Genomic DNA, 21,854 nt, shown 5'->3' on the forward strand with positions numbered 1-21,854 from the left:
GCCGGTCGAGGCCCGGGCTCCGCGGGAGCCCCGGCTTTCGTCTAGCGCTTCGTGACGACCACTTCGAGGTACTCGCTCGGCACCACCAGGGAGTGGGGTCCGGCGCGGTTCATGTCCTCCAGCAGCGCTGTCAGATCGTTTTCGAGGGCCTGCGCACCGTCAACCGGCAACGCGGCAAAAGCCTTGTGCACCGGGCCGTACCAAGTGCGAAACACCTCGACGAAATGCGCGGCCGAGCGATACCTGAAATTGAACATCCGCCGGGTCACCGAGATCGACTCGGCCTTGTCGCCGAAGAGCGATTGCAGATGCGATTCCACGCCCCACTTCGGCGGCGGCTGCACACCGGCAGGCGGCGGCACATGGCGGCCCAGCGTCTTGAACATCTGGCCGATGAAGCCCTCGGGCGACCAGTTGGCCATGCCGATGCGACCACCGGGCCGGCACACGCGCATCATCTCGGCGGCGGACTTCGCGTGGTCGGGCGCGAACATCACGCCGAAGGTCGAGATCACCGCATCGAAGCTCGCTTCGTCGAAGGGCAATGCCTCGACGTCGGCGGTCTTGAACTCCACCTTCAGCCGTTCGGCGCGTGCACGCTCGGCGCCGCGGTCGAGCAGTGCTGCGACATAGTCGGTCGAGGTCACGCGGCAGCCGCGCCGCGCGGCGGCCAGCGTCGCGTTGCCGTTGCCGGCCGCGACGTCGAGCACACGCTCGTCCCAGCGCAGGTCGCAGGCCTCGGCCAGCATTTCGCCGACGAGTTGCAGCGTGGTGCCGATCACGGCGTAGTCGCCGCTGGCCCAGGCTGCCTGCTGGCGTGTTTTCAAGGCGTTGAAGTCGATCGGTGCATTCATGGAAAGAGGCTCCTTGTGGACTGCGAACTGGATGTCGTGAACGGCCCTGCGGCCGTGCATGCACTGTGGGCCTTGCGCCCCGATCCGTCCTGCCCGCGCGTCGCCCGTGTCTGCCCGATCGTCCGCATCTCCGCCGACACAGCCATGGGAACCGGCCGATGGTCCGGGTTTCATGACCCCTCATCCGGCCATGCGGCATAGCTCTTCCCGCTGCTGTTCGCGCTGCGTCATCGCGCTCAGAATCTTCAGGTTCCGAGTCCCTCACATGGAGGCAACCATGGCAGCGGACAGCATTGCAGCAGCGTGGCACCGTGCCGAATCGGCCTTGCAGCGCCACCCCGAGATGGGTCTTCACGACGATGCGCCGGCCACCGCGCGCTGGGCAAAAGGCTTGCGCGTGATCGCGAGCCACGCCAACGGCACGCAGGTGCAGACGGACATGGCCACCGAACTCGGCGGCACCGGAGACCGTGTCACGCCGGGCTGGCTGCTGCGCGCGGGGATGGCATCGTGCACGGCCACGCGCATCGCGATGGCCGCCACGGCGCAGGACATCGAGCTCACATTGCTCGAAGTGGTGACGAGCAGCCGCTCCGACCTGCGCGGTCTGCTGGGCATGCACGAGTCCGACGGCTCGCCGGTGCCCGCGACGCCGCGCGACGTGCAGATGCACGTGCGCATCGCTGCGCGCGGTGCTTCCGACGAGCGGCTTCGCACGCTGGTCGAGCAAAGTTGCGAATGCTCGCCGATGGCACGCGCCGTGCGCGACGCGGTGCCGATCGGCCTGCGCATCGACATCGCCAGTGGCTGATTCCGGCCATGGACGCGCTGTCTGAAACGCTCCGCGTGGTGCGCCTCGTCGGGGCCATCTTCATCAACGCGCGCTTCACTGCGCCATGGTGCTACCAGTCGCCGCGCGCGGACGCGGTCGCGCCGCTCCTGGAGCCCGGCGCCGAGCGGCTGGTGATCTTTCACCTCATCACCGAGGGGGAGTGCCACGTCGAGATGGGCGGCGATGACGAACCGGTGCGCCTCATCGCGGGCGATGCAGTCATCTTTCCGCAGGGCCATGCGCACCGCATGACCTCCGAGCCCGGCCTGGTGCCTGCGGCGGGCGAGCAGCTCGACCGCGTGCTCGCGCGCCGTCCGCGCCAACTGGCCTATGGAGGCGGCGGGCCGACGACGCGGCTGGTGTGCGGCTATCTGGCCTGTGACGCGCGGTTGGCGGGCATGCTGCTCGCCGGCCTGCCACCGCTCGTGCGCGTGAACGTGCGCGGATCGAACGCCGGCGCGTGGCTCGAAGCGTCGGTGCGCTATGCATTGGGGGAGGCGCGCTCGCCTCGGCCGGGCGGGGCGGGCGTGCTCGCCAAGCTCGCCGAAGTGCTGTTCATCGAAGTGCTGCGCCTGTACATGAACGAGCAGGGCGAGGGCCGCACCGGATGGCTCGCCGGCGTGGGCGACCGCATCGTCGGCGCGGCGCTGCATTCGATGCACAAGCAGCCCGCGCATGCGTGGACGCTCGATGAGCTGGCTCGCGAAGCTGGGAGTTCACGCTCCGTGCTGGCAGAGCGCTTCCAGCATCTGGTGGGCAACTCGCCGATGCAGTACCTCACGCAGTGGCGCATGCTGCTGGCGGCCAATCTGCTGACCCGCAGCAACGCACCGCTCGCGAGCATCGCCGAGGATGTGGGATATCAAACGGACACCGCGTTCAGCCGGGCATTCCGGCGCGAGTTCGGTGCGCCGCCGGCGGCTTGGCGGCGCACACAGGCGCTGCGCTCTCAGGAGCGCGGTGCGCTGATCAGGCAATGAGCTCGGCCGGGACCTTGCCGCCGTTGGCCGCGAGCCGGGTCATCACCTGGCGGTGCAGCCAGATGTTCATCTTGGCCGAGTCGCTCGTGTCCTCGCCGTAGCTCAGTTCGAAGGCGAGCTGCTTGCGCGCGGCGAGGCTGCTGTCCAGGCCGAGCAGCTTCATCAGGTCGACGATGGACGTGCGCCAGTTGAGGCTGCTGGCGCCGGGCATGCCGTCGAGCAAGGCTTCGACGTCGACCACCGTGATCGCGGCCGGCGGCGCCGCGGGCGCGCTGGTTGAGGCGGCTGCGTCCGTGGGGGCCGGTGCGGGCTGCTCTGCCGTGGCGGCGTTGGCCGACGGGAAGATCTTGGCGAGGATGCTGCTGAAGATGCTCATGAATGACTCCGCTGCGTGTTGGAGGGCTGATGGAAAGGCGGATTCTGCGATCGGCGTGTGTCACAAGAACCCGGAGACTTGTGCATTTCGCCACGATGGGCGATCGGAAGAGACTTTGTTACATCGGTCCGCGTGCCGGTGGGGCGGGCTTGCCACCGGGCGTCGCGAGCCATTCGCAGGAGGTGCCCGGCTGCACCGAGACGAACCGGTCGACCACCATGTGCTCGCGTGGCGGGCCTTCCATCGGTTCGCGCACCTCGATGCGCCCGTCGAAGTTCGCGAGCAGCGGAGCCTTGGGCGCGCCCTGCCAGCGCAGGTACGCCTCCTCCAACGCGAGATAGTCGCCGGCCTGTGCCACGGGCCAGCGCTGGCCGGTCGTGCAGTCGGTGAAGATCGCCGAGTCGGCAAAGTAGACGAAGTCGCCGCGCCAGCGCACGGGCTGCTGCGCATGAAGGCTGGTCGCGAGGACCGCCATCAGGAGGCTGGCCGCGGCCCGCATCCGTCCGCGCATGGGCTGTCGATTCATTTTCGGCTTCCCCGTGTGATGCACATGGGCCGACAGCTTAGCGGTGTGCAGGAGCGCACGGATCGCGTACAAACCTCCTTCCGACGATTCCCCGAATTCCGAAGGCATCTCATGTCCAGTTCTCCATTCGATCTCGACGACACGGCCGACAGCGGCGGCATGCGCAAGGGATTGACCAGTTACGGCGACCAGGGCTTTTCGCTCTTCTTGCGCAAGGCGTTCATCAAGGGCGCGGGCTTCACCGATTCGGCGCTCGATCGTCCTGTCGTCGGCATCGCAGACACCGGCAGCGCCTACAACCCGTGCCACGGCAATGCGCCGCAGCTCATCGAGGCGGTCAAGCGCGGCGTGATGCTCGCGGGCGGGCTGCCGATGGCGTTTCCGACGATCTCGATCCACGAGAGCTTCGCCGCGCCGACCAGCATGTACCTGCGCAACCTGATGTCGATGGATACCGAGGAGATGATCCGCGCGCAGCCGATGGACGCGGTGGTGCTCATCGGCGGCTGCGACAAGACCGTGCCCGCGCAGCTCATGGGCGCGGCATCGGCGGGGTTGCCGGCGATCCAGCTCATCACCGGCTCGATGCTCACCGGCAGCCATCGCGGCGAGCGCGTCGGCGCCTGCACCGACTGCCGCCGCTACTGGGCTCGCTTTCGCGCCGAGGAGATCGACGCTGTCGAGACCGCCGAGGTCAACAACGAACTGGTGGCCAGCGTCGGCACCTGCTCGGTGATGGGCACCGCGAGCACCATGGCCTGCCTCGCGGAAGCGATGGGCATGACGGTGCCCGGCGGGGCCTCGCCGCCGGCGGTCACGGCAGACCGCATCCGCATCGCCGAGCAGACCGGCGCGCAGGCGGTGCAGATCGCGCGCGATCGGCTCACCATCGACAAGGTGCTCACGCCCGCCGCCTTCGAGAACGCGATGCGCGTGCTGCTGGCCATCGGCGGCTCGACCAATGGCATCGTGCATCTCGCGGCGATCGCGGGCCGCGTGGGCCTGGACATCGACCTCGCCACGCTCGATCGCATGGGCCGCGAGACGCCGGTGCTGCTCGATCTCAAGCCCTCGGGCCAGCACTACATGGAGGACTTCCACGCGGCCGGTGGCATGGCGACGCTGCTGCGTGAACTCAAGCCGCTGCTGCGGCTCGATGCGCTCACCGTCACCGGCCGCACGCTCGGCGAGGAGATCGAGCGCGCCGGCCCCGGCTTCAGGCAGGACGTGGTGCGCAGCGTTGCGAAGCCGATCTATCCGCAGGGCGGCATCGCGGTGCTGCGCGGCAATCTCGCGCCGGGCGGCGCGATCATCAAGCAGTCGGCCGCGGATGCGGCGCTCATGGAGCACGAGGGCAGGGCGGTGGTGTTCGAGAACCTCGAGGACCTCGCGCGCCGCATCGACAGCGACGAACTCGACGTGACGCAGGACGACATCCTCGTGCTCAAGAACATCGGCCCCAAGGGCGCGCCTGGCATGCCGGAGGCGGGCTACATGCCGATCCCGCGCAAGCTCGCGCGTGCGGGCGTGAAAGACATCGTGCGCATTTCCGACGGACGCATGAGCGGCACCGCCTTCGGCACCATCGTGCTGCACGTCACGCCCGAATCGGCGGTGGGCGGCCCGCTGGCCTATGTGCGAAGCGGCGACCGCATCCGCCTGAGCGTCGCGAACCGCGAACTCTCGCTGCTCGTGACCGACGAAGAACTCGCACGCCGCGCGGGCGAATCGCCCATCACCCCGCCGACCGCCGAGCGCGGCTATCGCAAACTCTTCCTCGATGCGGTCACGCAGGCGGATCAGGGAGCCGACTTCGATTTCCTTCGCGCAACCAGGAAGACAGGAACCCAACCATGACGCAGTACTGGCTCATGAAATCCGAACCCGACGACGTCTCGATCGACGACGCGATCGCCGCGCCCGATTCGACGGTGGGGTGGACCGGCGTGCGCGGTTTCCAGGCTCGCAAGTACATGAAGGAAGTCATGAAGGTCGGCGACGGCGTGCTGTTCTATCACTCCAGCTGCCCGCAGCCCGGCATCGTCGGTATCGCGCGCATCGTCTCGGGGCCCAAGCCCGACCCGACGCAGTTCGATCCGAAGTCGCCGTACTACGACCCGGATTCCAAGCCCGAGTCGCCGCGCTGGATCCTGGTGGACGTGCAGGCGCTGCGCAAGACGAAGCTGCTGTCGCTGCCGGAGATGCGGGCCCATCCCGCGCTGGCCGACATGATCGTGCTGCGCAAGGGCAACCGGTTGTCGATCACGCCGGTCGACGAAAAGCACTGGCGGCTGATCACCGAGGAACTGCTGGCCTGATGTGGCCGCACGCGGCCTCAGGCGCTCTGGATCACCGCCATGATGTTGCCCTCGCTGTCCTTGAACCATGCGGCCATTGCCCCGCCGGCGGTCACGATGCCATCGGCATCCCTGCCGGGCATGTCGTAGTTCTCGAACACCACGCCGCGCGCCTTCAACTCGGCCACTTCCTTGCGAATGTCCGCGACCTGCCAGAAGGCCTGGCTGGCCTGCGAGCTGCCTGCGTTCGGCGTCGGGTACAGGAACGCGCCGGTGCCGCCGCCGAAGTCGTAGTGCACGCCGCCCGCGATCTCGGCCTTCGGCTTGAAGCCGAGCTTTCCTTCGTAGAACTGCCGGGCGCGGGCAAGGTCCCTGGCCGGGATGTAGGCGTAGAGCGGAGACTGCTGCAGCATGGCGTTCCCTTCGCAACGTTCGAACGACAGCCATTCTTGCGCCGCGCAGCGGCCCGCGCGCGGAGGTCCCCCGATGCACCCTGTGTCAGTGGGTGGTTGCCGTCGCGCTCTGCTCGTCGGCGGACTCGGACTTGTCGCCTTCGAGGGCGACTGCGTCCTCCTTGGCTTCCCGCCACCACGCCAGCAGCTGGTTGAAATCTCCGGCGAAACCACGCCGGAGCAGTTCTTCCGCATAGCGCGAGCAGAAGGCGGCGGCCGCCATGTCCAGGATCGTGCGGGCCGCTGCCTGCTCGCACGTGAGGTAGACCGTTTTCAATTCGGCCACCTGGGCGCGCTGCGGGTCCGCAAGTGCGGGTGGGGCCGCCACTCCGGCCAGAGCGGCCATCGAAAGGGAAAGAGCCCGAACGAGTTTCATGGCGTACCCCTTTTCCGTCTGCTTCACCGCTTTTCCTCTTGGAGATCAGCATAGGCGCCGGACGGACGACTTGCATCCCTCGCCCGGGGGTAGCACGTAAGATCGGCGCTCCACCCCGCCTTTTGTCTTACATCCCGTGTCGCTGCTTTTCAAGTGCATCCTCGGTGCCGTTGCGGTGCTTCTCATCGCGCTGCTGTCGAAGACGAAGAACTTCTATGTTGCGGGCCTCGTGCCGCTCTTTCCCACCTTTGCACTGATCGCGCACTACATCGTGGGCACCGAGCGGTCGGCGGCCGACCTGCGCACCACCGCTCTTTTCGGGCTCCTGTCGCTGGCGCCCTATGCGATCTATCTCGCGGTGGTGTATTGGCTCAGCGTGAAGACCTCGCTGCCGGTGACGCTGGTCGCGGCGACGGTGGCCTGGTGCGTGGGGGCGGCGCTGCTGCTGGGCATCTGGTCTCACTGGACTTCCGGCCTCGGTTGAGCGCAGGGCGCACAATGCGCGCGACATGGAGGAGTGCGTTCGCATGCCGTTCATACTTCAACTGCTCGCCGACTACGGCTATCTGGCCGTCTTCATCGGCTGCCTGCTGGAGGGCGAGACCATCCTCGTCCTCGCAGGATTCGCCTGCCATCAGGGTCATCTCTCCGTGCCGGTGACCCTCGCGGTCGCGGTGATCGGCGCGACATTGGGCGACCAGCTCTTCTACTGGATCGGCCGCTATAAGGGGACGATGCTTCTGGCGCGACTGCCCTCGCTGGCGCAGCGCGCGGAGCGCGTCGCCGCCTCGCTGAAGCGCTATGACGGGCTGGTGGTCATGGGGGTGCGCTTCGTCTACGGATTGCGCATCGCGGGGCCGATCGCGATCGGCGCCATGCGCATGCCACCGCGCCGCTTCGTCGCTTTCAATCTCCTCGGTGCGATCTTGTGGGCGCCGCTGATCGCCTCGGTCGGATTCCTGTTCGGCTCCGCGCTCGATGTGTTGCTCGGTGACGTGGAACGCATCGAGCTGATCGGCACGGTGCTGATCGTCGGCATCGCGCTCGCGATTGCCCTGGTCCGGCGGTGGCGGCGGTCCAGGGCGACGCCGCGCTAGAGGGGCCGGCCCGAGGCGACGATTGGCAACAGCAGGCGACGCCTCTCGCCGCACAATGGCACTCACCGGGAGATGCGCCATGAGACACGCGAACACACGGCAATCCAGTGGGCTGAGTCGTCCCGGCGTGGCGTCGCGGAACGTGCGAAGCGCGAAGGTGCTGCGATGACCGCGGAACTCGGTGGACTCGACGCGGTGAACCCTGCCGACCGTGCGAGTGCGTACGAGGCACTGGTGGTGGCGGGCCGCGCATCGACGCCGGTCTTCCTTCGTGGACTGGCGAGCGCGGATGCCGACGTGCGCGAGAAATCGGCGCAGGGTCTTGCTGAAACTGGCGATCCGATTGCAGCCGATGCCTTGGCCGACGCGCTCTCCGACGCCGAGCCGCTGGTGCGCGGCCGCGCGGCGCAGGCGCTGGCGGCGATCGGCGACTGGCGGTCGCTCGACGCGCTGGTGCGCACCATCGACGACTATCCCGATGTGCTGCACTCGCCGCACACCATCGCGACCTATGTGCTGATCGCGCGCGGCCGCGACGTGCTGCCGGCGGTCGCGCCGCTGCTCGATGCGCCGCATCCTGTCACGCGACACCGTGCGTTCCTGGTGGTTCGGACACTGGTCTGCGCCATGCCCGAGGCGGGCGGCTGGGAGACGCTCTGGCAAGCGCTCGGCGCCTACGACCCCGACGGCCGCGACGATGCCGCACGCGCGGTCTCGGCGGCGAAGTGGGCGCAATGGATTTCGGCGCGCTGCCCGTAAGTCCGGCCCTGCCATGCGCAGCGGTGGATTCGGACGATTCTCGTAGATCCAGCCTGGCGCCATTCCTAGAGTGACCTCCCGCAGTGCCCGGGCGCCGAAGCACTGCGCCATCAAAAAGGCCACAAGGAGGAAACGAAATGAAAAGTGCCAATCGCCCGGCTCAGAAGGGCTTCACGCTGATCGAACTGATGATCGTCGTGGCGATCATCGGGATCCTCGCGACGGTGGCAGTGCCCACCTACCACGACTACACCGCCAAGGCGCAATTGGTCGAAGCTTTCACCATCGCAGACGGCGTCAAGGGCGAAGTCGAGATGAGCTTCATGCAGGAGGGGCAGTGCCCGGCCAACGCGTCGGGAGGCGTCGGGAATATCGACAAGGCCGCCGACATCGCCGGCAAATACGTTGCGTCGGTCACGACTGCGGGCGCCGTCGCCACCGGCTGCACGGTCGAAGTGGCGTTTCAGTCCTCCCGAGTGAACTCGAAGCTCAGCAACAGGAAGATGAAGTTCACTTTGGACTACGGCAAGAATTCATCGAGGTGGAAGTGCGAAACAGATGTCGACACCTCGATCCGCCCAAAGACCTGCGGCGATTCCGGTTCCCCGATCTGACCCGGGGCGCTCCTTCCTCGCTCGCTTCCTATTCGGCCAACCCGTCGAGAATCGGGCAGTCCGGTCGATGATCCCCATGGCAGCAATCCGCGAGCCGCTCCAGGGTGCGCTTCATCGCCTCCATTTCCTCGATGCGCCGATGCAGATCCTGGGCATGTGCAAGTGCGATTCGCTTCACGTCCGCACTCGCTCGCTGCTTGTTCTGCCAGAGCTTCAGAAGCTCCGCGATCTCGGCCATGCTGAAGCCGAGATCGCGTGCCCGGCGGATGAAACGCAGGGTGTGCACATTGCTTTCGGTGTATTGACGGTAGCCCGCGTCGGTGCGCGCCACGCCGGGCACGAGGCCGAGCGATTCGTAGTGCCGGACCATCTTGGCCGAGACGCCCGAACGCGCGGCAGCCTCGCCGATGTTGAAGGGGCCGTTCATCGCGCAATTCCTTTCCAGCGGCGCAGCAGCAGCGCATTGCTCACTACGCTCACACTGCTGAAGGCCATGGCCGCGCCGGCAATCACCGGGCTCAGCAGGCCCAGGGCCGCGAGCGGTATGCCGATCACGTTATAGGCAAAGGCCCAGAAGAGGTTCTGGCGGATCTTCGCGTAGGTGCGGCGCGAAATGTCGATCGCATCGCTCACCAGAGCCGGGTCGCCGCGCATCAGCGTGATGCCGGCTGCATGCATCGCGACGTCGGTGCCGGTGCTCATCGCGATGCCGACGTCGGCCGCCGCGAGCGCCGGCGCGTCGTTGATGCCATCGCCGACCATCGCGACGCGTTCCCCGTCGCGCTTGAGTTCGGCGACGATGGCGGCCTTGTCTTCGGGTAGCACTTCGGCGCGTACGGTGTCGATCTTCAGATCGCGGGCCACGGCTTCGGCGCTGCCGCGGTTGTCACCCGAAACGAGCGCGGTTCGGATGCCTTGCGCCTGAAGCTGCTGGATGGCCGCTGCCGCGCTGGCCTTCGGCGTGTCGCCGAAGGCCAGCAGGCCCAGCAGCACGGGGTGATCCGTCACCTCCGCCAGCCACGAGACGGTGCGGCCTTCCGACTGCAACTGGAGCGCTCGCGCATCGAGCTTGCCGAGCGGCACCGCGAGCTCGCGCATGAAGCGCGTACTGCCGAGCCGGAGCTGGCGGCCTTCGACGACCGCCGACATGCCGCGCCCGGCGACTGCGCGGACGGTGCCTGCCTCGGGGATGTCGATGCCGTCGCGCTTTGCTGCGTCGAGCACTGCGCGCGCGAGCGGGTGTTCGCTGCCCCACTGGATCGCCGCGCTCGCACGCAGAAGCGCCCTCTGGTCGTTCTCGTCGACCGGCTCGCAGGCGACGAGCACCGGCTTGCCTTCGGTCAGCGTGCCGGTCTTGTCGAATGCGACGACCTTGATGCTGTGCGCCACCTCGAGCGCCTCGGCGTCCTTGATGAGCACGCCGTGCCGCGCGGCGACACCGGTGCCGGCCATGATAGCGGTGGGCGTGGCGAGCCCCAATGCACACGGGCAGGCGATGACGAGCACCGCGACCGCGTTCAGGATCGCCGCTTCCCAGTTGCCGGTGGCGATGCCCCAGCCGAGGAGGGTGAGCGCCGCGATGCCGATGACGACCGGCACGAAGACGTTGCTGACTTGGTCGACCAGGCGCTGGATCGGCGCCTTCTTCGCCTGTGCGGATTCGACCAGCCGAACGATGCGGGCGAGCGCGGATTCCGCACCCACGGCGGTGGTGCGCACCACGAGCAGGCCCTGGCCGTTGACCGAGCCGCCGGTCACCGCGTTCCCGGCCTGCTTGCCCACGGGCAGGCTTTCGCCGGTGATGAGGGATTCGTCGACTTCGCTTGCGCCTTCGACCACCACCGCGTCCACCGGCACCCGCTCGCCGGGGCGGATGACGACGAGGTCGTCGAGGCGGACGCGCGCGAGCGGTAGTTCCTGCTCGACGCCCTGGCGCCGCACGCGCGCGCGTTCGGGGCGCAGTGCGTTCAGCGCGCGGATGGCTTCGGTGGTCTGCCGCTTGGCCCGCGTTTCGAGCCACTTGCCGAGCAGCACCAGCGTGATGACGACCGCCGAGGCCTCGAAATACAGGTGCGGCATGCCATGGTCGCCATGGGTGAAAAGAAGGTAGACGCTGAGTCCGTAGGCGGCCGACGTGCCAAGCGCCACGAGCAGGTCCATGTTTCCGGCGCGCGCCTTGAGCGCCTTCCAGCCCGAGCGGTAGAAGCGCGCGCCCAGCCAGAACTGCACCGGCGTGGCCAGCGCGAGTTGCAGCCAGCCGCCCGGCATCCAGTCCTCGCCCAAGAGCAGCCCGAACATCGGCAGCACCAGCGGAACGGAGAGCAGGGCGGCCGCGATCACCGGCCATGCGTCGTTTCGGCCGCGCGCCTTGCCAGTCGCGCCTTGCGATGCCGAGGCGTCGGTGGCCCCGTCCGGTGCTTCCTCGCCGAGGCCGTAGCCCGCTTTTTCAACCGCAGCGCGGAGGGTGTCGCGCACAACGGAGCCATCGGTGCGGACGGTGGCTGCCTCGGTGGCGAGGTTGACGCTCGCCTCGGTCACGCCGGGAACACTCGCCAGCGACCGTTCGACCCGGGCGACGCAGGACGCGCAGGTCATGCCTTCGATGGGGAGCGACCATTCCTGGAAACCGGGAGTCGACGGGGGAGAAAGCGTCAGGCTGGAATTCATGTTGACCATATGGGACGCAGTTTCAACCTTTCCATCATGGGAGGGTCAAGTGCCTGCCAATTGACCAGAAATGCCGACCTTTCGTACTACCGTACTACTTCGATCGGCCTTTTGTATTTTTGTGTTACATAAAGTATGCTTTCCCGATTCCAGAAGGAGCAATGCATGGGCGCCAGCCATATGGACAGGATGTCGTCCACGAGTTCTGACTGCCGGATGTGGGTGGACGATCCGGCCGGCTTTTCGACGGGCAAGGTGGGCCGGCTTCATCACGACTACCACCGCCATCCGCTGTTCCAGTTGCCCGAACTGGAAGCGCTCGCGAAGGAACTCTCGCCGCTGAAGCAATGTCGTTTCGTCCGCCCGGGCATCACGCAGTCGTCGGCCTTCGCCCATGACAGCGTTCCACCGGACGGGCGCAGCATCGAAGACGTCTTCCGCCGCATCGAGGAGCCCGGCTCGTGGATCGCGCTGTACGACGTCGAGGTCATCCCGCGCTACAAGGAACTGCTTGACCACATCCTCGGCAACGTGCGCGACGTCATCGAGCGCGAGCAGGGCGAGATGTTCCAGGTGACCGGCTTCATCTTCATTTCGGCGCCGCCGTCGGTGACGCCATTCCATATCGATCGCGAGAACAACTTCTGGCTGATGCTGCACGGCCGCAAGGTGCTCAATGTGTGGGACCACACCGACCGCACGGTGGTGCCGATCGACGCGGTGGAGGACTTCATCGTCGCGCATTCGCTGCGCAGGGTAAGGCTCAAGGACGAGTACCGCGCCCGCAGCCACGAGTTCGACGTGCGCGCGGGAGACGGGGTCTATTTCCCGAGCACCTCGCCACACATGACCCGGTCCGATCCCGAATGGGCCGCGGCCGGCGACCGTGTGGCGATCTCGATCGGCGTCAATTTCTACACGCCCGTGACCCGCCGCGCGGCGCAGATCCACCAGATCAACCGGCTGCTGCGCAAGTGCGGCCTGTCGCCCGCGGGGCCGGGGGAGTCGGCGGCGGTGGATGCGGTCAAGGCGCCGATCGGCAAGTTGACCGGCATCGCGCGCTCGTCGCTGGCGCGCGTCCTGCGGCCGATCCTGCACAAGGGAATGGGCCGCTACAAGGCGCCGCCCGGCTCCTTCTGAGCGATCGCGCGCGCCTCACTGGCGCAGCATGTCGCGCGCCGTCACCGGCGGCGCGTCGTTGCCCCATGACCCACGGACGTAGGTGAGCACGGCGGCCACGTCGGTGTCGTCGAGCACGATGCGGAACGGCGGCATGCCGTAGGGGCGCGGGTTACCCGCTGTGGTCGGCAGGAACCCGCCGTGGCGCACGATCTGGATCAGGTTGACGGGCGAATTCATCAGCACCGCGCGATTGCCGGCCAGCGGCGGATAGGCGCCGACCGCGCCCTGGCCTTGGTCGCCATGGCAGTAGGCGCAGCGCTGGTCGAAGATGCGCTGGCCGTGCTCCATCACGCGGGCCTCGCGCTTGGGCGAAGTCGTCGAGGCCACCGCGGTCGAGGTGCTCGGCAGCTCCTTGAGGTAGCTGGCCATCGCGAGCAGGTCCGCCTCCGTCAGATGCTGCGTGCTGCCATACACGACGTCTGCCATCGGCCCCATCACGGAGCCGCGTTCCGAGCGCCCGTTCTTGAGCAGTTCGACCACGTCGTGCGGTGCCCATTCGGCCACGCCGGCCTCGCGGTTCGAGGTGAGCGACGGCGCATACCAGTTCTGCACCGCGATGAGTCCTCCCGAGAGGCCGAGCTTTTCCTGCGTGGCGCCGAGCACGTTGCGCGTGCCGTGGCATGCGATGCAGTGGCCAAGGCCGTCGACGAGGTAGGCGCCGCGATTCCACTCTGTCGACTTGTCGGGATTCGAATCGAAGGTGCCTGCCGTGAACGAGAGAGCGCGCCACACCGCGAGGGCGGCCTGGGTGTCGTACGGAAAGCGCAGCTCGTGCGGCCGGTTCGGCTCCGGCGAGGGCGGCACCGTGCGCAGGTACGCGAAGATCGCGTCCGAATCCTCGCGCGTCACGCGGGTGAAGTTCGGGTAGGGAAAGGCGGGATAGAGCAGGCGACCGTCCTTCGACCGCCCGTTGTGCAGTGCGCGCCAGAAGTGGTCGGAATTCCAGCGCCCGATGCCGGCGGCGGGGTCGGGCGTGAGGTTGCTCGCGAAGACCGTGCCGAACGGCGTCTCGATGCCGACGCCGCCGGCATAGGGGGCGGCGCCCAGTGCGGAGTGACAGCCGGCGCAGTTCCCGGCCAGCGCGAGATAGCGCCCGCGCTCGACGAGCTGGGCTGTGGAATTGAAGGCAGTCGGCGGGTCCGGCAGCTTGGTCTCGCCGCGCAGGTTGAGTCCGACGATGGCGAAGGCGGCAAGGATGCCCAGCGTCGCCAGGAAGATCAGGACATAGAGAAGACGTCGCATGGCGGTGCGTGGGGCTCAGTTGTTGAGCGCGCTGCAGGCCATCGGCACCGGGCTCGGCGGTGCGGCGATGGGCTTGGGGTCCGCGGGCACGGGCTGCATCGCGAGCCAGCTCGCGACCGCGTTGATGTCGGCGGCGGTGAGCTTGCGTCCGACCTCCGTCATGCAGTCGGGCGCGAGTGCGTGGCGGTCGTCGGTGAGCCACGCGCCGAGTTGCGACGAAAGGTAGAGCCGCGGCAGGCCCACGAGTGCGGGGATGCCCGGCAGCACACCGGTCAGCGCCTCTCCATGGCAGCGCACGCAGGCCGGGATGTTGCGGCCCGGATCGCCTTCGAATACCAGCGCCTTGCCGCGCGCGAGCATCTCCGGCGTCGCATCGGTGGTGCGGGGCGGGGCGGGGTAGGGCAGCTGGATCGACGCGAAATAGTCGGCGATCTCATGCAGGTAGGCGTCGGACATGTGCCGCACCATGTGCGTCATGTCGGAGTTCAGGCGCCGTCCGTCGCGGAAGCTTTGCAGCTGGTTGAAGAGATACGCCGCCGGCTTGCCCGAGAGGCGCGGGAAGTAGCCTGCCTCGGTGCTCGAACCTTCGCGGCCGTGGCATGCAATGCAGGCGGCCACGCGCTGCTCGATGGTGTCGGGAACACGCCCCGGCGGCGGTGCGGCGAGGCCCGGTGTCGCCGCCAATGCGCAGGCGGCAAGCAGGGCCGCCGTGCCCAGGTGGCGCAGGGATCGTGGGTTCTTCTTCATTCGTGCGGAGCGTAACCCGCGGACGGGAATCGCGACAGCCCCGCGCGGCGCACAGAAGAACGGGCGCGCTACAGTGGCCGCATGCGCACACGCTTCGAGATGATGACCGGCTGGCAGCGTCTGCTGTGCGGCGCGCTGGTGGGCCTTGCCGTGGGCTTCGGGCTCCGGTTTCCGTCATCGCGGCTCGATGGCATTGCGTGCGGCCTGATCGGCTGGTGCGTCGGTGCGGCGACGTATCTCCTGCCGGCTTGGTGGCTGGCGGAAGTCTCCGACGCGCAAGGCACCCGGCGCCGGGCCCAGGCCCTCGACCAGCCCCGCGCGTCGATTCTTGCGGTGATGCTGATCGCCGTCGGCGTCAGCGTGATCGTGATCGGGATGCTCCTGCAGCGCGTGCCGCAGTTGTGCGGTACGCAGCGCCTCGGACACATCGCGCTTGGCTTGCTGGCGCTCGCATGTTCGTGGCTGCTGATCCACACCATCTACGCATTCCACTACGCGCACCGCTACTACCAGGCGGAACCCGGCGAGAAGGACGGGCATGTGGCGGGTCTCGACTTTCCGGGCGAGGCCGAGCCGGACTACTTCGACTTCCTCTACTACAGCTTCGTGGTCGGCATGACCTCGCAGGTGTCGGACGTTCAGGTGCTCTCGCGCGAGATGCGGCGGATCACCCTGGTCCACGGCGTCCTGTCGTTCGCCTTCAACATGCTCGTGCTGGCCTTGTCGATCAACGTGGTGGCCTCGGCCATGCAGGGCTCGTCGTCGCCATCGTGCGGCTCAGGCGCCGCGTGTTCCGCCGCCGAGCCTGACAAGACCTGTCGATAGCGCGACGCCGCACACGATCACCACGGCGCAGATCAGCATCCACTGCGTGATCTCCTCGCCGAGGAACACGGCGCCATAGAACACCGCGAAGACCGGCACCAGGAAGGTCACGGTCAAGGCGCGTGCCGGTCCCGCGTTCTCGATCAGCCGAAAGAACAGGATATAGGCCAGCCCGGTGCACGCGATCCCCACCGCCGCCAGTGCCAGCCATGCCCGCAGGCTCGGCATCTGGACGGGCCAGAGCCAGAGCGCCGGCACCGCCAGCGCGAGCGTGGCGCCGATCTGGCTGCCTGCGGCGGTCGCGAGCGCGGGCACGCCGACGAGATGCTTGCGCGTGAGGCTCGCCGCGAAGGCATAGCAGACGCACGCTGCGAGGCATGCCGCGATGGCCCATCGCGCGGCACCTTCGTCGGCGCCCGAATGCAAGCCCGCGCCACGCCCCGCCAGCATCGCGACCCCGATGAAGCCGATCACCAGTCCGACGATGCGCGAGCGGTCCGGCCGGTCGCCGAACCATGCCCATGCGACGAGCGCGCCGAACATCGGCACGGTGGCGTTGAGCACCGCCGCGAGTCCGCTGTTGATCGTCAGCAGCGCGAAGGCGAAGAAGGCGAAGGGCATGCCCGAATTGAGCACGCCAATGCCGAGCGCCGGCTTCCAATATTGGCGGAACGACGACCATTGGCCGCGCAACACGAGCAGCGGCAGCAGGAAGACCGTCGCGATCGCCACGCGCACCGCAGCCGTCGGCAAGGCGCCGAATTCGGCCGCGCCGATGCGCATGAACAGGAAGGAGGCCCCCCACAGGGCGGCCAGCAGCAGCAGATCGACCAGCCAGCGCCGGTTGGCTGCCGGCGCTGTCGATGCGGAAGGCGATGTCTTGGCGGGGACTGTCTCGTTGGCCGCGTATTCGACGTCGCTCATGGATGGGCGCCCTCGAGTTCGAGCAGCGCGCTCTTGCGCTCGAGTCCGCCGGCATAGCCGGTGAGCGAACCGTCCGAGCCCAGCACGCGATGGCACGGGACGATCACGCTGATCGGATTGCGGCCCACCGCCGCCCCGACGGCGCGCACCGCTGCCGGCCTGCCGACGCCGGCGCTGACCGCGCCGTAGCTGGTGGTCTGTCCGGTCGGAATCGCGAGCAGCGCGCGCCACACCGATTGCTGGAATGCGGTGCCGTGCGAGAGATCGAGCGGCAGATCGAAATGCTGCCGGCGACCGGCGAAGTAGTCGTCGAGTTGCCTGGCCGCCTCGCGCAGCACCGGATGGTCGTCGTTGCGTTGCCAGCCCGTCATGTCGGGCGAGTGGCGCTGCCGGTCGAACCAGACGCCGGCGAGGCCCCGGTCCGTCGCTGCCAGCGTGATCCTGCCGAGCGCGCTGTCGAAATGCAGGGTGTGGATGGTGGAACTCTTGAATTTCATGGTGATGAATCCGGTCACGCCGGCAAGGGCGCAAGTGGGGCGGACGAGGTGACGGCCTCCGTCGCGACGCCTGGCGAAGGTGCGGGGCTGTACCACGCGCGCAGCACCGCGTAGCCGCGCCATGGCCGCCAGGCGAGCGATGCTTCGGTCGCGGCGCGCGCCGTCGTCACGCCGAGCGCCTTCTGCAGCGCCACGTCGCCGGCCGGGAAGGCATCGGGCCAGCGCAGCGCGCGCATGGCGATGTACTGCGCGGTCCAGTCGCCGATGCCGGGCAACGATTGCAGCGTCGCGATCGTCTTCGGGACGTCTGCGCCCGGATGCAGCGCCAGCCGCCCGTCGATGATCTCGCGTGCGACCGCGAAGAGCGCGGCTTGCCGCTGTCGCACGATGCCGAGCTGGCCGAGCGCATCGCTGCTGGCGACGGCGATGGCGGCGGGCGTCGGAAAGAGCCGGTCCAGCCCTTCGATCGGAGTGATGATCGGCTCACCGAAGGTCTGCACCAGGCGCGAGCCCAGCGTGCGCGCCGCCGCGACGGTGATCTGTTGCCCAAGCACCGCCCGCACCGCGAGCTCGAAGCCGTCGGCTGTCCCGGGCACGCGCATGCCGTCGCCGTGCGGAAAGCTCTCATGCAGGGCGGTATTGATCGCCATCGGGTCGGCATCGAGATCGAGCATTGCGCGCACGCGGCTGATCACGATCGGCAGCACCGTCGCGAGCGAATCGCCCACGCGCAGCACGACCTGCTCGCGCTGCGTGTCGAAGCGAAGCCGCAGCCAGCCCTGCAGGGTATGGCCGCCGTGCGTGACGCGCAGCGTGCGCGCGAACTCCGGCACACCCCGATGGGCGCCGGCGACCTCGACGCCGCGCAGGGCGCGCCGCGCGAAGAAATCCAGCATCGCGCCACTGTCGTAGGGCGGGCGGAAGCCGAGCCGGACCTCGATGCTTTCGTCCACGCGACTGCCGCTCGAGGCACCCGCGCGCCGCAGTGCGCTGGGATTCAGCCCGTAGTGCGCGAGGAAGGCCGCATTGAAGCGGCGCACGCTCGAAAACCCGCTCGCGAGCGCGACCTGCGTCATCGGAAGCCGGGTGTCGGCGATCAGCTGCTTCGCCGCGAGCAGGCGCCGCGTTTGGAGGTATTGCAGCGGCGAGACCCCGAACTGCGATTCGAAGATCCGGCGCAGGTGCCGGTCGCTCACGCCCAGACGTGCGGCGATGCGCGCCGCCCCTGGGCCGTCCTCGGCCCAGGCGTCCGGTTCGTCGATGAGCCGTGCCGCCTGCAGCGCCAGGATGCGCGAGGCGTCCTCGGTCGACCAACTCGCTGCGCGCGGCGCGAGTTCGGGGCGACACCGCAGGCAGGGGCGGAATCCGGCGGCCTCGGCCTGCGCCGCATGGCGGAAGAAGCGGCAGTTCTCGCGCCGCGGCAGCTTCACGCGGCACACCGGCCGGCAATAGACGCCGGTGGAAGTCACGCCGGTGAAGAACGAGCCGTCGAAGCGCGCATCGTGTGCCTTCATCGCCAGATAGCAGGCGTCGCTCTCGAGTCCTTGAGTGGAATCCGGGGAAGACATGCCCGCATGATACGGCTGGCCCTCGTCAAGAGTAGCCGTTTTCGGACATCTGGCTGCCAAAGGCCATGCCTACAATCGTCTTCATTTGTGAACTTCAGGGGTAGCTTTTCATGCAGCTCAGCGCATCGATCTTCAAGGCCTACGACATTCGCGGGGTCGTCCCCTCGACCCTCAACCCGGAAGTCGCCGAAGCGCTCGGCAAGGCCTTCGGAAGCGCGGCGCGGGCCGCCGGCGAGAAGGCCGTGGCCGTCGGGCGTGACGGACGCCTGTCGGGGCCCTCGCTTTCAGAGGCGCTGATCAAGGGCCTGGTCGCTACCGGCATCGAAGTCATCGACGTCGGCGCGGTGACCACGCCGATGCTGTACTTCGCGGCGCATACGCTGTGCACCAGCGGGATCCAGGTGACGGGCAGCCACAACCCCAAGGACTACAACGGCTTCAAGATGGTGCTCGCCGGCCGCGCCATCTATGGCGACGAGATCCAGAATCTGCGCAAGGTGATGGAAGTCGACAGCGCCACGCTCGCGCCCGGGGGCAGCGTGCGCAAGGTCGACGTGACCGAGGCCTATACCCAGCGCATCACCAGCGATGTCAAGCTCGCACGGCCGCTCAAGATCGTGGTGGATTCGGGCAACGGCATCGCGGGCGCGTCGGCGCCGGCGATCCTGCGTGCGCTCGGCTGCGAAGTGACCGAGCTCTTCAGCGAGGTCGACGGCGACTTTCCCAATCACCATCCCGATCCCAGCAAGCCCGAGAACCTGCGCGACCTGATCGCGGCCCTGAAGGCCGGCGACGCCGAACTGGGCCTGGCCTTCGACGGCGACGGGGACCGTCTGGGCATCGTCACCAAGGACGGCAGCAACATCTTTCCGGATCGGCAGATGGTGCTGTTCGCGCAGGATGTGCTTTCGCGCGTGCCGGGCGCGACCATCATCTACGACGTCAAGTGCTCGCAGCGCCTCGGCCCGGCCATCGAGGCCGCGGGCGGCAAGCCGATGATCTACAAGACCGGCCATTCGCTCATCAAGGCCAAGATGAAGGAAATCGCCTCGCCGCTCGGCGGCGAGATGAGCGGTCACATCTTCTTCAAGGAGCGCTGGTTCGGCTTCGACGACGGCACCTATGCGGGTTGCCGACTGCTCGAAATCCTCAGCAAGAGCCCGAACGCGAGCGAGGTGCTCAACGCGCTGCCGACCAGCTTCTCGACACCCGAGCTCAACGTGAAGTGCGCCGAAGGCGAGCCGCATGGCGTCGTCGACCAATTGGTGAAGACGGCGAAGTTCGACGCGCCGGCCCAGGTCTCGACCATCGACGGATTGCGCGTGGACTGGCCGGACGGCTTCGGTCTCATCCGCGCGTCCAACACGACGCCGGTGCTGGTCTTGCGCTTCGAAGGCCATACGCAGGCCGCGCTCGAGCGCATTGAGGGCGAGATGCTGGCCTTGCTCAAGCGCGTGAAGCCCGATGCGACCCTGGCCGAGGCCGCGCACTGAATGAAACCTGTTCAGTTGCCCGCTGCGCTGTACGCCGCCCGCGACGCATGAAACTGCGCAGCCCGGCCCAGGGCACCTGCGGAACCGGCTTTGCCGGGCCGCTGGGTGCGCCCCCGGAGAGGGGGTTGGCGCAGCGACACGAAGTGCGCGAAGCCTGGGGGAGATTTTGAATATGCGATCGCTGCTGCTGCGCCTCTACGGCGCCTTCACGACGATGGCCAAGCCGCTGGTGCGCCGCAAGTTGCGCCGCCGAGCGGTGGCCGAGCCCGGCTACGCGGTGGCCGTGGAAGAACGCTTCGGCCACTACGACGACTCGGCGCAGGGGACCGGCTGGTGCTGGATCCATGCGGTGTCGCTCGGAGAGGCGCGCGCGGCCGGCATCCTGATCGCCGAACTGCGCCGCCAGATGCCGGGCATTCCGATCCTGCTGACCAACGGCACGGCAACGGGGCGGGAGGAGGGCGCCAAGCTGCTCGAACCCGGCGATCTGCAGGTGTGGCAGCCGTGGGATTCGCCCGACGCGGTCGCGCGTTTTCTCGACCGCTTCCGGCCCCGCATCGGCGTGCTGATGGAAACCGAGGTCTGGCCCGAGATGACGGCCGCCTGCGCGGAACGCCACATCCCGCTGGTGCTGGCCAACGCCCGCCTGAACGAGAAGTCGCTGGCCGGCGCCGAGCGCCTGGCCTGGCTGGCGCGGCCCGCCTATTCATCGCTGGCGGCAGTCTGGGCGCAGACGGAGGCCGATTCGCACCGGCTGGTGTCGCTGGGCGCGAAGGTGTCGGGCATCTTCGGCAATCTCAAGTTCGACGCCACGCCCGATGCGCGGCAGCTTGCGGGGGCCGCCAAGCTGCGCGCGCAGCTGCCGCGGCCGGTGATCGTGTTCGCGAGCTCGCGCGATGGCGAGGAGCAGCAACTGCTCGACGTGCTCAAGCGCTTCGGCGCACTGGCGCCGGTTCCGCCGGAGCGCGAAGGGGTGCAATCGATCGTCAAGCGGGTGCACGACGTGCAGTGGATGATCGTGCCGCGGCATCCGCAGCGGTTCGACGAGGTCGCGGCGCTCATCGAATCCAACGGCTTCACCGTGGCCCGGCGCAGTGCCGCCGGTGCGCCGACGGAGTCCGAGATCTGGCTCGGCGACTCGCTGGGCGAAATGGCGCTGTACTACGGCCTGGCGGACGCGGCGCTGCTCGGCGGCAGCTTCGAGGCGCTCGGCGGCCAGAACCTGATCGAGGCGGCCGCGTGCGGTTGTCCGGTGATCATGGGGCCGTCGACCTTCAACTTCGCGGAGGCAGCCGAGCTGTCGCTGGCGGCGGGCGCGTCGATGCGCGTGCCCGACATGGAGCATGCCGTGACCGCGGCGCTCAAGCTGGTCGAAAAGACGGAGCGGCGCGACGCGATGGCCCAGGCGGCGGTGGCGTTCGCGTCGTCCAATCGCGGTGCGGCCGAACGCACGGCCGCCGCGCTGCTGGCGATCGCAGAAAACGCCGTGGCCATGGAAGCGGCGCCGGTGCCCCCGGAAGAGCGTACCGAGCCGAGGCTCGACTGA

24 protein-coding genes are annotated in these 21,854 nt (G+C 68.1%); 12 read left to right on the forward strand and 12 right to left on the reverse strand.

The window, feature by feature from the left end; genetic code table 11:
* Positions 1 to 41: 41 nt before the first annotated feature.
* Complete coding sequence (locus WKW77_RS08790; protein ID WP_340356473.1) at positions 42 to 854, reverse strand: class I SAM-dependent methyltransferase; 813 nt, start codon at positions 852 to 854, stop codon at positions 42 to 44.
* Between the two features lie 277 nt (positions 855 to 1,131).
* On the opposite strand from WKW77_RS08790, the gene WKW77_RS08795 reads away from it, so the two are divergent.
* Entirely contained in the window at positions 1,132 to 1,665 is a 534-nt protein-coding gene (locus WKW77_RS08795) for an OsmC family protein (protein WP_340356474.1), read from the forward strand.
* A gap of 8 nt (positions 1,666 to 1,673) precedes the next feature.
* Positions 1,674 to 2,666: an AraC family transcriptional regulator gene (locus WKW77_RS08800; RefSeq protein ID WP_340356475.1), complete on the forward strand. Its 993-nt coding sequence runs from the start codon at positions 1,674 to 1,676 to the stop codon at positions 2,664 to 2,666.
* On the opposite strand, the gene WKW77_RS08805 is transcribed toward WKW77_RS08800, so the two are convergent.
* Positions 2,656 to 3,042, reverse strand: coding sequence for a DUF3597 domain-containing protein (locus WKW77_RS08805; RefSeq protein WP_340356476.1), 387 nt, complete (start codon positions 3,040 to 3,042; stop codon positions 2,656 to 2,658). The genes WKW77_RS08800 and WKW77_RS08805 overlap by 11 nt on opposite strands.
* Positions 3,043 to 3,160: 118 nt before the next feature.
* Positions 3,161 to 3,568: a hypothetical protein gene (locus WKW77_RS08810; RefSeq protein ID WP_340356477.1), complete on the reverse strand. Its 408-nt coding sequence runs from the start codon at positions 3,566 to 3,568 to the stop codon at positions 3,161 to 3,163.
* Between the two features lie 111 nt (positions 3,569 to 3,679).
* Here WKW77_RS08810 and WKW77_RS08815 point away from each other — a divergent pair, with 111 nt between their 5' ends.
* Positions 3,680 to 5,425, forward strand: coding sequence for an IlvD/Edd family dehydratase (locus WKW77_RS08815; protein WP_340356478.1), 1,746 nt, complete (start codon positions 3,680 to 3,682; stop codon positions 5,423 to 5,425).
* Positions 5,422 to 5,886 carry an EVE domain-containing protein gene (locus tag WKW77_RS08820; RefSeq protein ID WP_340356479.1) on the forward strand — a complete coding sequence of 155 codons (465 nt, stop codon included), beginning with the start codon at positions 5,422 to 5,424 and terminating at the stop codon, positions 5,884 to 5,886. Before WKW77_RS08815 ends, WKW77_RS08820 begins: the two co-directional genes overlap by 4 nt.
* Positions 5,887 to 5,903: 17 nt before the next feature.
* Here the strand turns inward: WKW77_RS08820 and WKW77_RS08825 are convergent, their stop codons facing one another.
* Both WKW77_RS08825 and WKW77_RS08830 read right to left on the reverse strand, forming a co-directional pair.
* Positions 5,904 to 6,278 carry a VOC family protein gene (locus WKW77_RS08825; protein ID WP_340356480.1) on the reverse strand — a complete coding sequence of 125 codons (375 nt, stop codon included), beginning with the start codon at positions 6,276 to 6,278 and terminating at the stop codon, positions 5,904 to 5,906.
* Positions 6,279 to 6,363: 85 nt separating this feature from the next.
* A complete protein-coding gene (locus WKW77_RS08830) occupies positions 6,364 to 6,720 on the reverse strand; it encodes a hypothetical protein (protein WP_340356481.1) in 357 nt (118 codons plus the stop codon).
* 109 nt (positions 6,721 to 6,829) lie between these two features.
* On the opposite strand from WKW77_RS08830, the gene WKW77_RS08835 reads away from it, so the two are divergent.
* From WKW77_RS08835 to WKW77_RS08850, 4 genes are all read left to right on the forward strand, one after another.
* The gene (locus WKW77_RS08835; RefSeq protein WP_340356482.1) at positions 6,830 to 7,177 is read left to right on the forward strand and encodes a GlpM family protein; all 348 of its coding nucleotides are present in this window, start codon (positions 6,830 to 6,832) and stop codon (positions 7,175 to 7,177) included.
* Between the two features lie 43 nt (positions 7,178 to 7,220).
* Entirely contained in the window at positions 7,221 to 7,790 is a 570-nt protein-coding gene (locus WKW77_RS08840) for a DedA family protein (RefSeq protein ID WP_340356483.1), read from the forward strand.
* Positions 7,791 to 7,955: 165 nt separating this feature from the next.
* On the forward strand, positions 7,956 to 8,549 hold the full coding sequence (locus tag WKW77_RS08845; protein ID WP_340356484.1) for a HEAT repeat domain-containing protein: 594 nt from the start codon (positions 7,956 to 7,958) through the stop codon (positions 8,547 to 8,549).
* A gap of 137 nt (positions 8,550 to 8,686) precedes the next feature.
* Entirely contained in the window at positions 8,687 to 9,163 is a 477-nt protein-coding gene (locus WKW77_RS08850; RefSeq protein ID WP_340356485.1) for a pilin, read from the forward strand.
* A 28-nt stretch (positions 9,164 to 9,191) separates the two neighbouring features.
* Here the strand turns inward: WKW77_RS08850 and cueR are convergent, their stop codons facing one another.
* Entirely contained in the window at positions 9,192 to 9,590 is a 399-nt protein-coding gene (gene cueR / locus WKW77_RS08855) for a Cu(I)-responsive transcriptional regulator (protein ID WP_340356486.1), read from the reverse strand.
* Positions 9,587 to 11,830 carry a heavy metal translocating P-type ATPase gene (locus WKW77_RS08860; protein ID WP_340356487.1) on the reverse strand — a complete coding sequence of 748 codons (2,244 nt, stop codon included), beginning with the start codon at positions 11,828 to 11,830 and terminating at the stop codon, positions 9,587 to 9,589. Before WKW77_RS08860 ends, cueR begins: the two co-directional genes overlap by 4 nt.
* 165 nt (positions 11,831 to 11,995) lie before the next feature.
* Between WKW77_RS08860 and WKW77_RS08865 the strand changes: the two genes are divergently transcribed.
* On the forward strand, positions 11,996 to 12,970 hold the full coding sequence (locus WKW77_RS08865) for a cupin (RefSeq protein WP_340356488.1): 975 nt from the start codon (positions 11,996 to 11,998) through the stop codon (positions 12,968 to 12,970).
* A 15-nt stretch (positions 12,971 to 12,985) separates the two neighbouring features.
* On the opposite strand, the gene WKW77_RS08870 is transcribed toward WKW77_RS08865, so the two are convergent.
* On the reverse strand, positions 12,986 to 14,254 hold the full coding sequence (locus tag WKW77_RS08870) for a c-type cytochrome (RefSeq protein WP_340356489.1): 1,269 nt from the start codon (positions 14,252 to 14,254) through the stop codon (positions 12,986 to 12,988).
* 15 nt (positions 14,255 to 14,269) lie between these two features.
* Positions 14,270 to 15,001, reverse strand: a complete 732-nt coding sequence (locus WKW77_RS08875; RefSeq protein ID WP_340356490.1) for a c-type cytochrome — start codon at positions 14,999 to 15,001, stop codon at positions 14,270 to 14,272.
* Between the two features lie 81 nt (positions 15,002 to 15,082).
* Between WKW77_RS08875 and WKW77_RS08880 the strand changes: the two genes are divergently transcribed.
* Entirely contained in the window at positions 15,083 to 15,826 is a 744-nt protein-coding gene (locus WKW77_RS08880) for a DUF1345 domain-containing protein (RefSeq protein WP_340356491.1), read from the forward strand.
* On the opposite strand, the gene WKW77_RS08885 is transcribed toward WKW77_RS08880, so the two are convergent.
* The 3 genes from WKW77_RS08885 to WKW77_RS08895 are packed head-to-tail and all read right to left on the reverse strand — an operon-like array spanning position 15,779 to position 18,815.
* Positions 15,779 to 16,750, reverse strand: coding sequence for a DMT family transporter (locus WKW77_RS08885; protein WP_340356492.1), 972 nt, complete (start codon positions 16,748 to 16,750; stop codon positions 15,779 to 15,781). The two genes, WKW77_RS08880 and WKW77_RS08885, sit on opposite strands and share 48 nt — an antisense overlap.
* Entirely contained in the window at positions 16,747 to 17,247 is a 501-nt protein-coding gene (locus WKW77_RS08890; protein ID WP_340356493.1) for a methylated-DNA--[protein]-cysteine S-methyltransferase, read from the reverse strand. The genes WKW77_RS08885 and WKW77_RS08890 overlap by 4 nt, the downstream gene beginning before the upstream one ends.
* A 14-nt stretch (positions 17,248 to 17,261) precedes the next feature.
* The gene (locus WKW77_RS08895; RefSeq protein ID WP_340356494.1) at positions 17,262 to 18,815 is read right to left on the reverse strand and encodes an AlkA N-terminal domain-containing protein; all 1,554 of its coding nucleotides are present in this window, start codon (positions 18,813 to 18,815) and stop codon (positions 17,262 to 17,264) included.
* Positions 18,816 to 18,925: 110 nt separating this feature from the next.
* Here WKW77_RS08895 and WKW77_RS08900 point away from each other — a divergent pair, with 110 nt between their 5' ends.
* Both WKW77_RS08900 and WKW77_RS08905 read left to right on the forward strand, forming a co-directional pair.
* Entirely contained in the window at positions 18,926 to 20,308 is a 1,383-nt protein-coding gene (locus tag WKW77_RS08900) for a phosphomannomutase/phosphoglucomutase (protein ID WP_340356495.1), read from the forward strand.
* A 172-nt stretch (positions 20,309 to 20,480) separates the two neighbouring features.
* Positions 20,481 to 21,854 (forward strand): 3-deoxy-D-manno-octulosonic acid transferase, encoded by a 1,374-nt coding sequence (locus WKW77_RS08905; protein WP_340356496.1) that lies wholly within the window; start codon positions 20,481 to 20,483, stop codon positions 21,852 to 21,854.

It is taken from the genome of Variovorax ureilyticus, from assembly GCF_037889935.1.
Classification (GTDB): domain Bacteria; phylum Pseudomonadota; class Gammaproteobacteria; order Burkholderiales; family Burkholderiaceae_C; genus Variovorax; species Variovorax ureilyticus.

Coding starts and splice junctions, on each gene's coding strand:
- WKW77_RS08820 (WP_340356479.1), top strand. CDS start 5,422: ATGACGCAGTACTGGCTCATGAAATCCGAACCCGACGACGTCTCGATC.
- WKW77_RS08795 (WP_340356474.1), top strand. CDS start 1,132: ATGGCAGCGGACAGCATTGCAGCAGCGTGGCACCGTGCCGAATCGGCC.
- WKW77_RS08850 (WP_340356485.1), top strand. CDS start 8,687: ATGAAAAGTGCCAATCGCCCGGCTCAGAAGGGCTTCACGCTGATCGAA.
- WKW77_RS08900 (WP_340356495.1), top strand. CDS start 18,926: ATGCAGCTCAGCGCATCGATCTTCAAGGCCTACGACATTCGCGGGGTC.
- WKW77_RS08800 (WP_340356475.1), top strand. CDS start 1,674: ATGGACGCGCTGTCTGAAACGCTCCGCGTGGTGCGCCTCGTCGGGGCC.
- WKW77_RS08885 (WP_340356492.1), bottom strand. CDS start 16,750: ATGAGCGACGTCGAATACGCGGCCAACGAGACAGTCCCCGCCAAGACA.
- WKW77_RS08790 (WP_340356473.1), bottom strand. CDS start 854: ATGAATGCACCGATCGACTTCAACGCCTTGAAAACACGCCAGCAGGCA.
- WKW77_RS08905 (WP_340356496.1), top strand. CDS start 20,481: ATGCGATCGCTGCTGCTGCGCCTCTACGGCGCCTTCACGACGATGGCC.
- WKW77_RS08860 (WP_340356487.1), bottom strand. CDS start 11,830: ATGAATTCCAGCCTGACGCTTTCTCCCCCGTCGACTCCCGGTTTCCAG.
- WKW77_RS08825 (WP_340356480.1), bottom strand. CDS start 6,278: ATGCTGCAGCAGTCTCCGCTCTACGCCTACATCCCGGCCAGGGACCTT.
- WKW77_RS08815 (WP_340356478.1), top strand. CDS start 3,680: ATGTCCAGTTCTCCATTCGATCTCGACGACACGGCCGACAGCGGCGGC.
- WKW77_RS08890 (WP_340356493.1), bottom strand. CDS start 17,247: ATGAAATTCAAGAGTTCCACCATCCACACCCTGCATTTCGACAGCGCG.
- WKW77_RS08840 (WP_340356483.1), top strand. CDS start 7,221: ATGCCGTTCATACTTCAACTGCTCGCCGACTACGGCTATCTGGCCGTC.
- WKW77_RS08880 (WP_340356491.1), top strand. CDS start 15,083: ATGCGCACACGCTTCGAGATGATGACCGGCTGGCAGCGTCTGCTGTGC.
- WKW77_RS08805 (WP_340356476.1), bottom strand. CDS start 3,042: ATGAGCATCTTCAGCAGCATCCTCGCCAAGATCTTCCCGTCGGCCAAC.
- WKW77_RS08895 (WP_340356494.1), bottom strand. CDS start 18,815: ATGTCTTCCCCGGATTCCACTCAAGGACTCGAGAGCGACGCCTGCTAT.
- WKW77_RS08810 (WP_340356477.1), bottom strand. CDS start 3,568: ATGAATCGACAGCCCATGCGCGGACGGATGCGGGCCGCGGCCAGCCTC.
- cueR (WP_340356486.1), bottom strand. CDS start 9,590: ATGAACGGCCCCTTCAACATCGGCGAGGCTGCCGCGCGTTCGGGCGTC.
- WKW77_RS08870 (WP_340356489.1), bottom strand. CDS start 14,254: ATGCGACGTCTTCTCTATGTCCTGATCTTCCTGGCGACGCTGGGCATC.
- WKW77_RS08865 (WP_340356488.1), top strand. CDS start 11,996: ATGGGCGCCAGCCATATGGACAGGATGTCGTCCACGAGTTCTGACTGC.
- WKW77_RS08875 (WP_340356490.1), bottom strand. CDS start 15,001: ATGAAGAAGAACCCACGATCCCTGCGCCACCTGGGCACGGCGGCCCTG.
- WKW77_RS08845 (WP_340356484.1), top strand. CDS start 7,956: ATGACCGCGGAACTCGGTGGACTCGACGCGGTGAACCCTGCCGACCGT.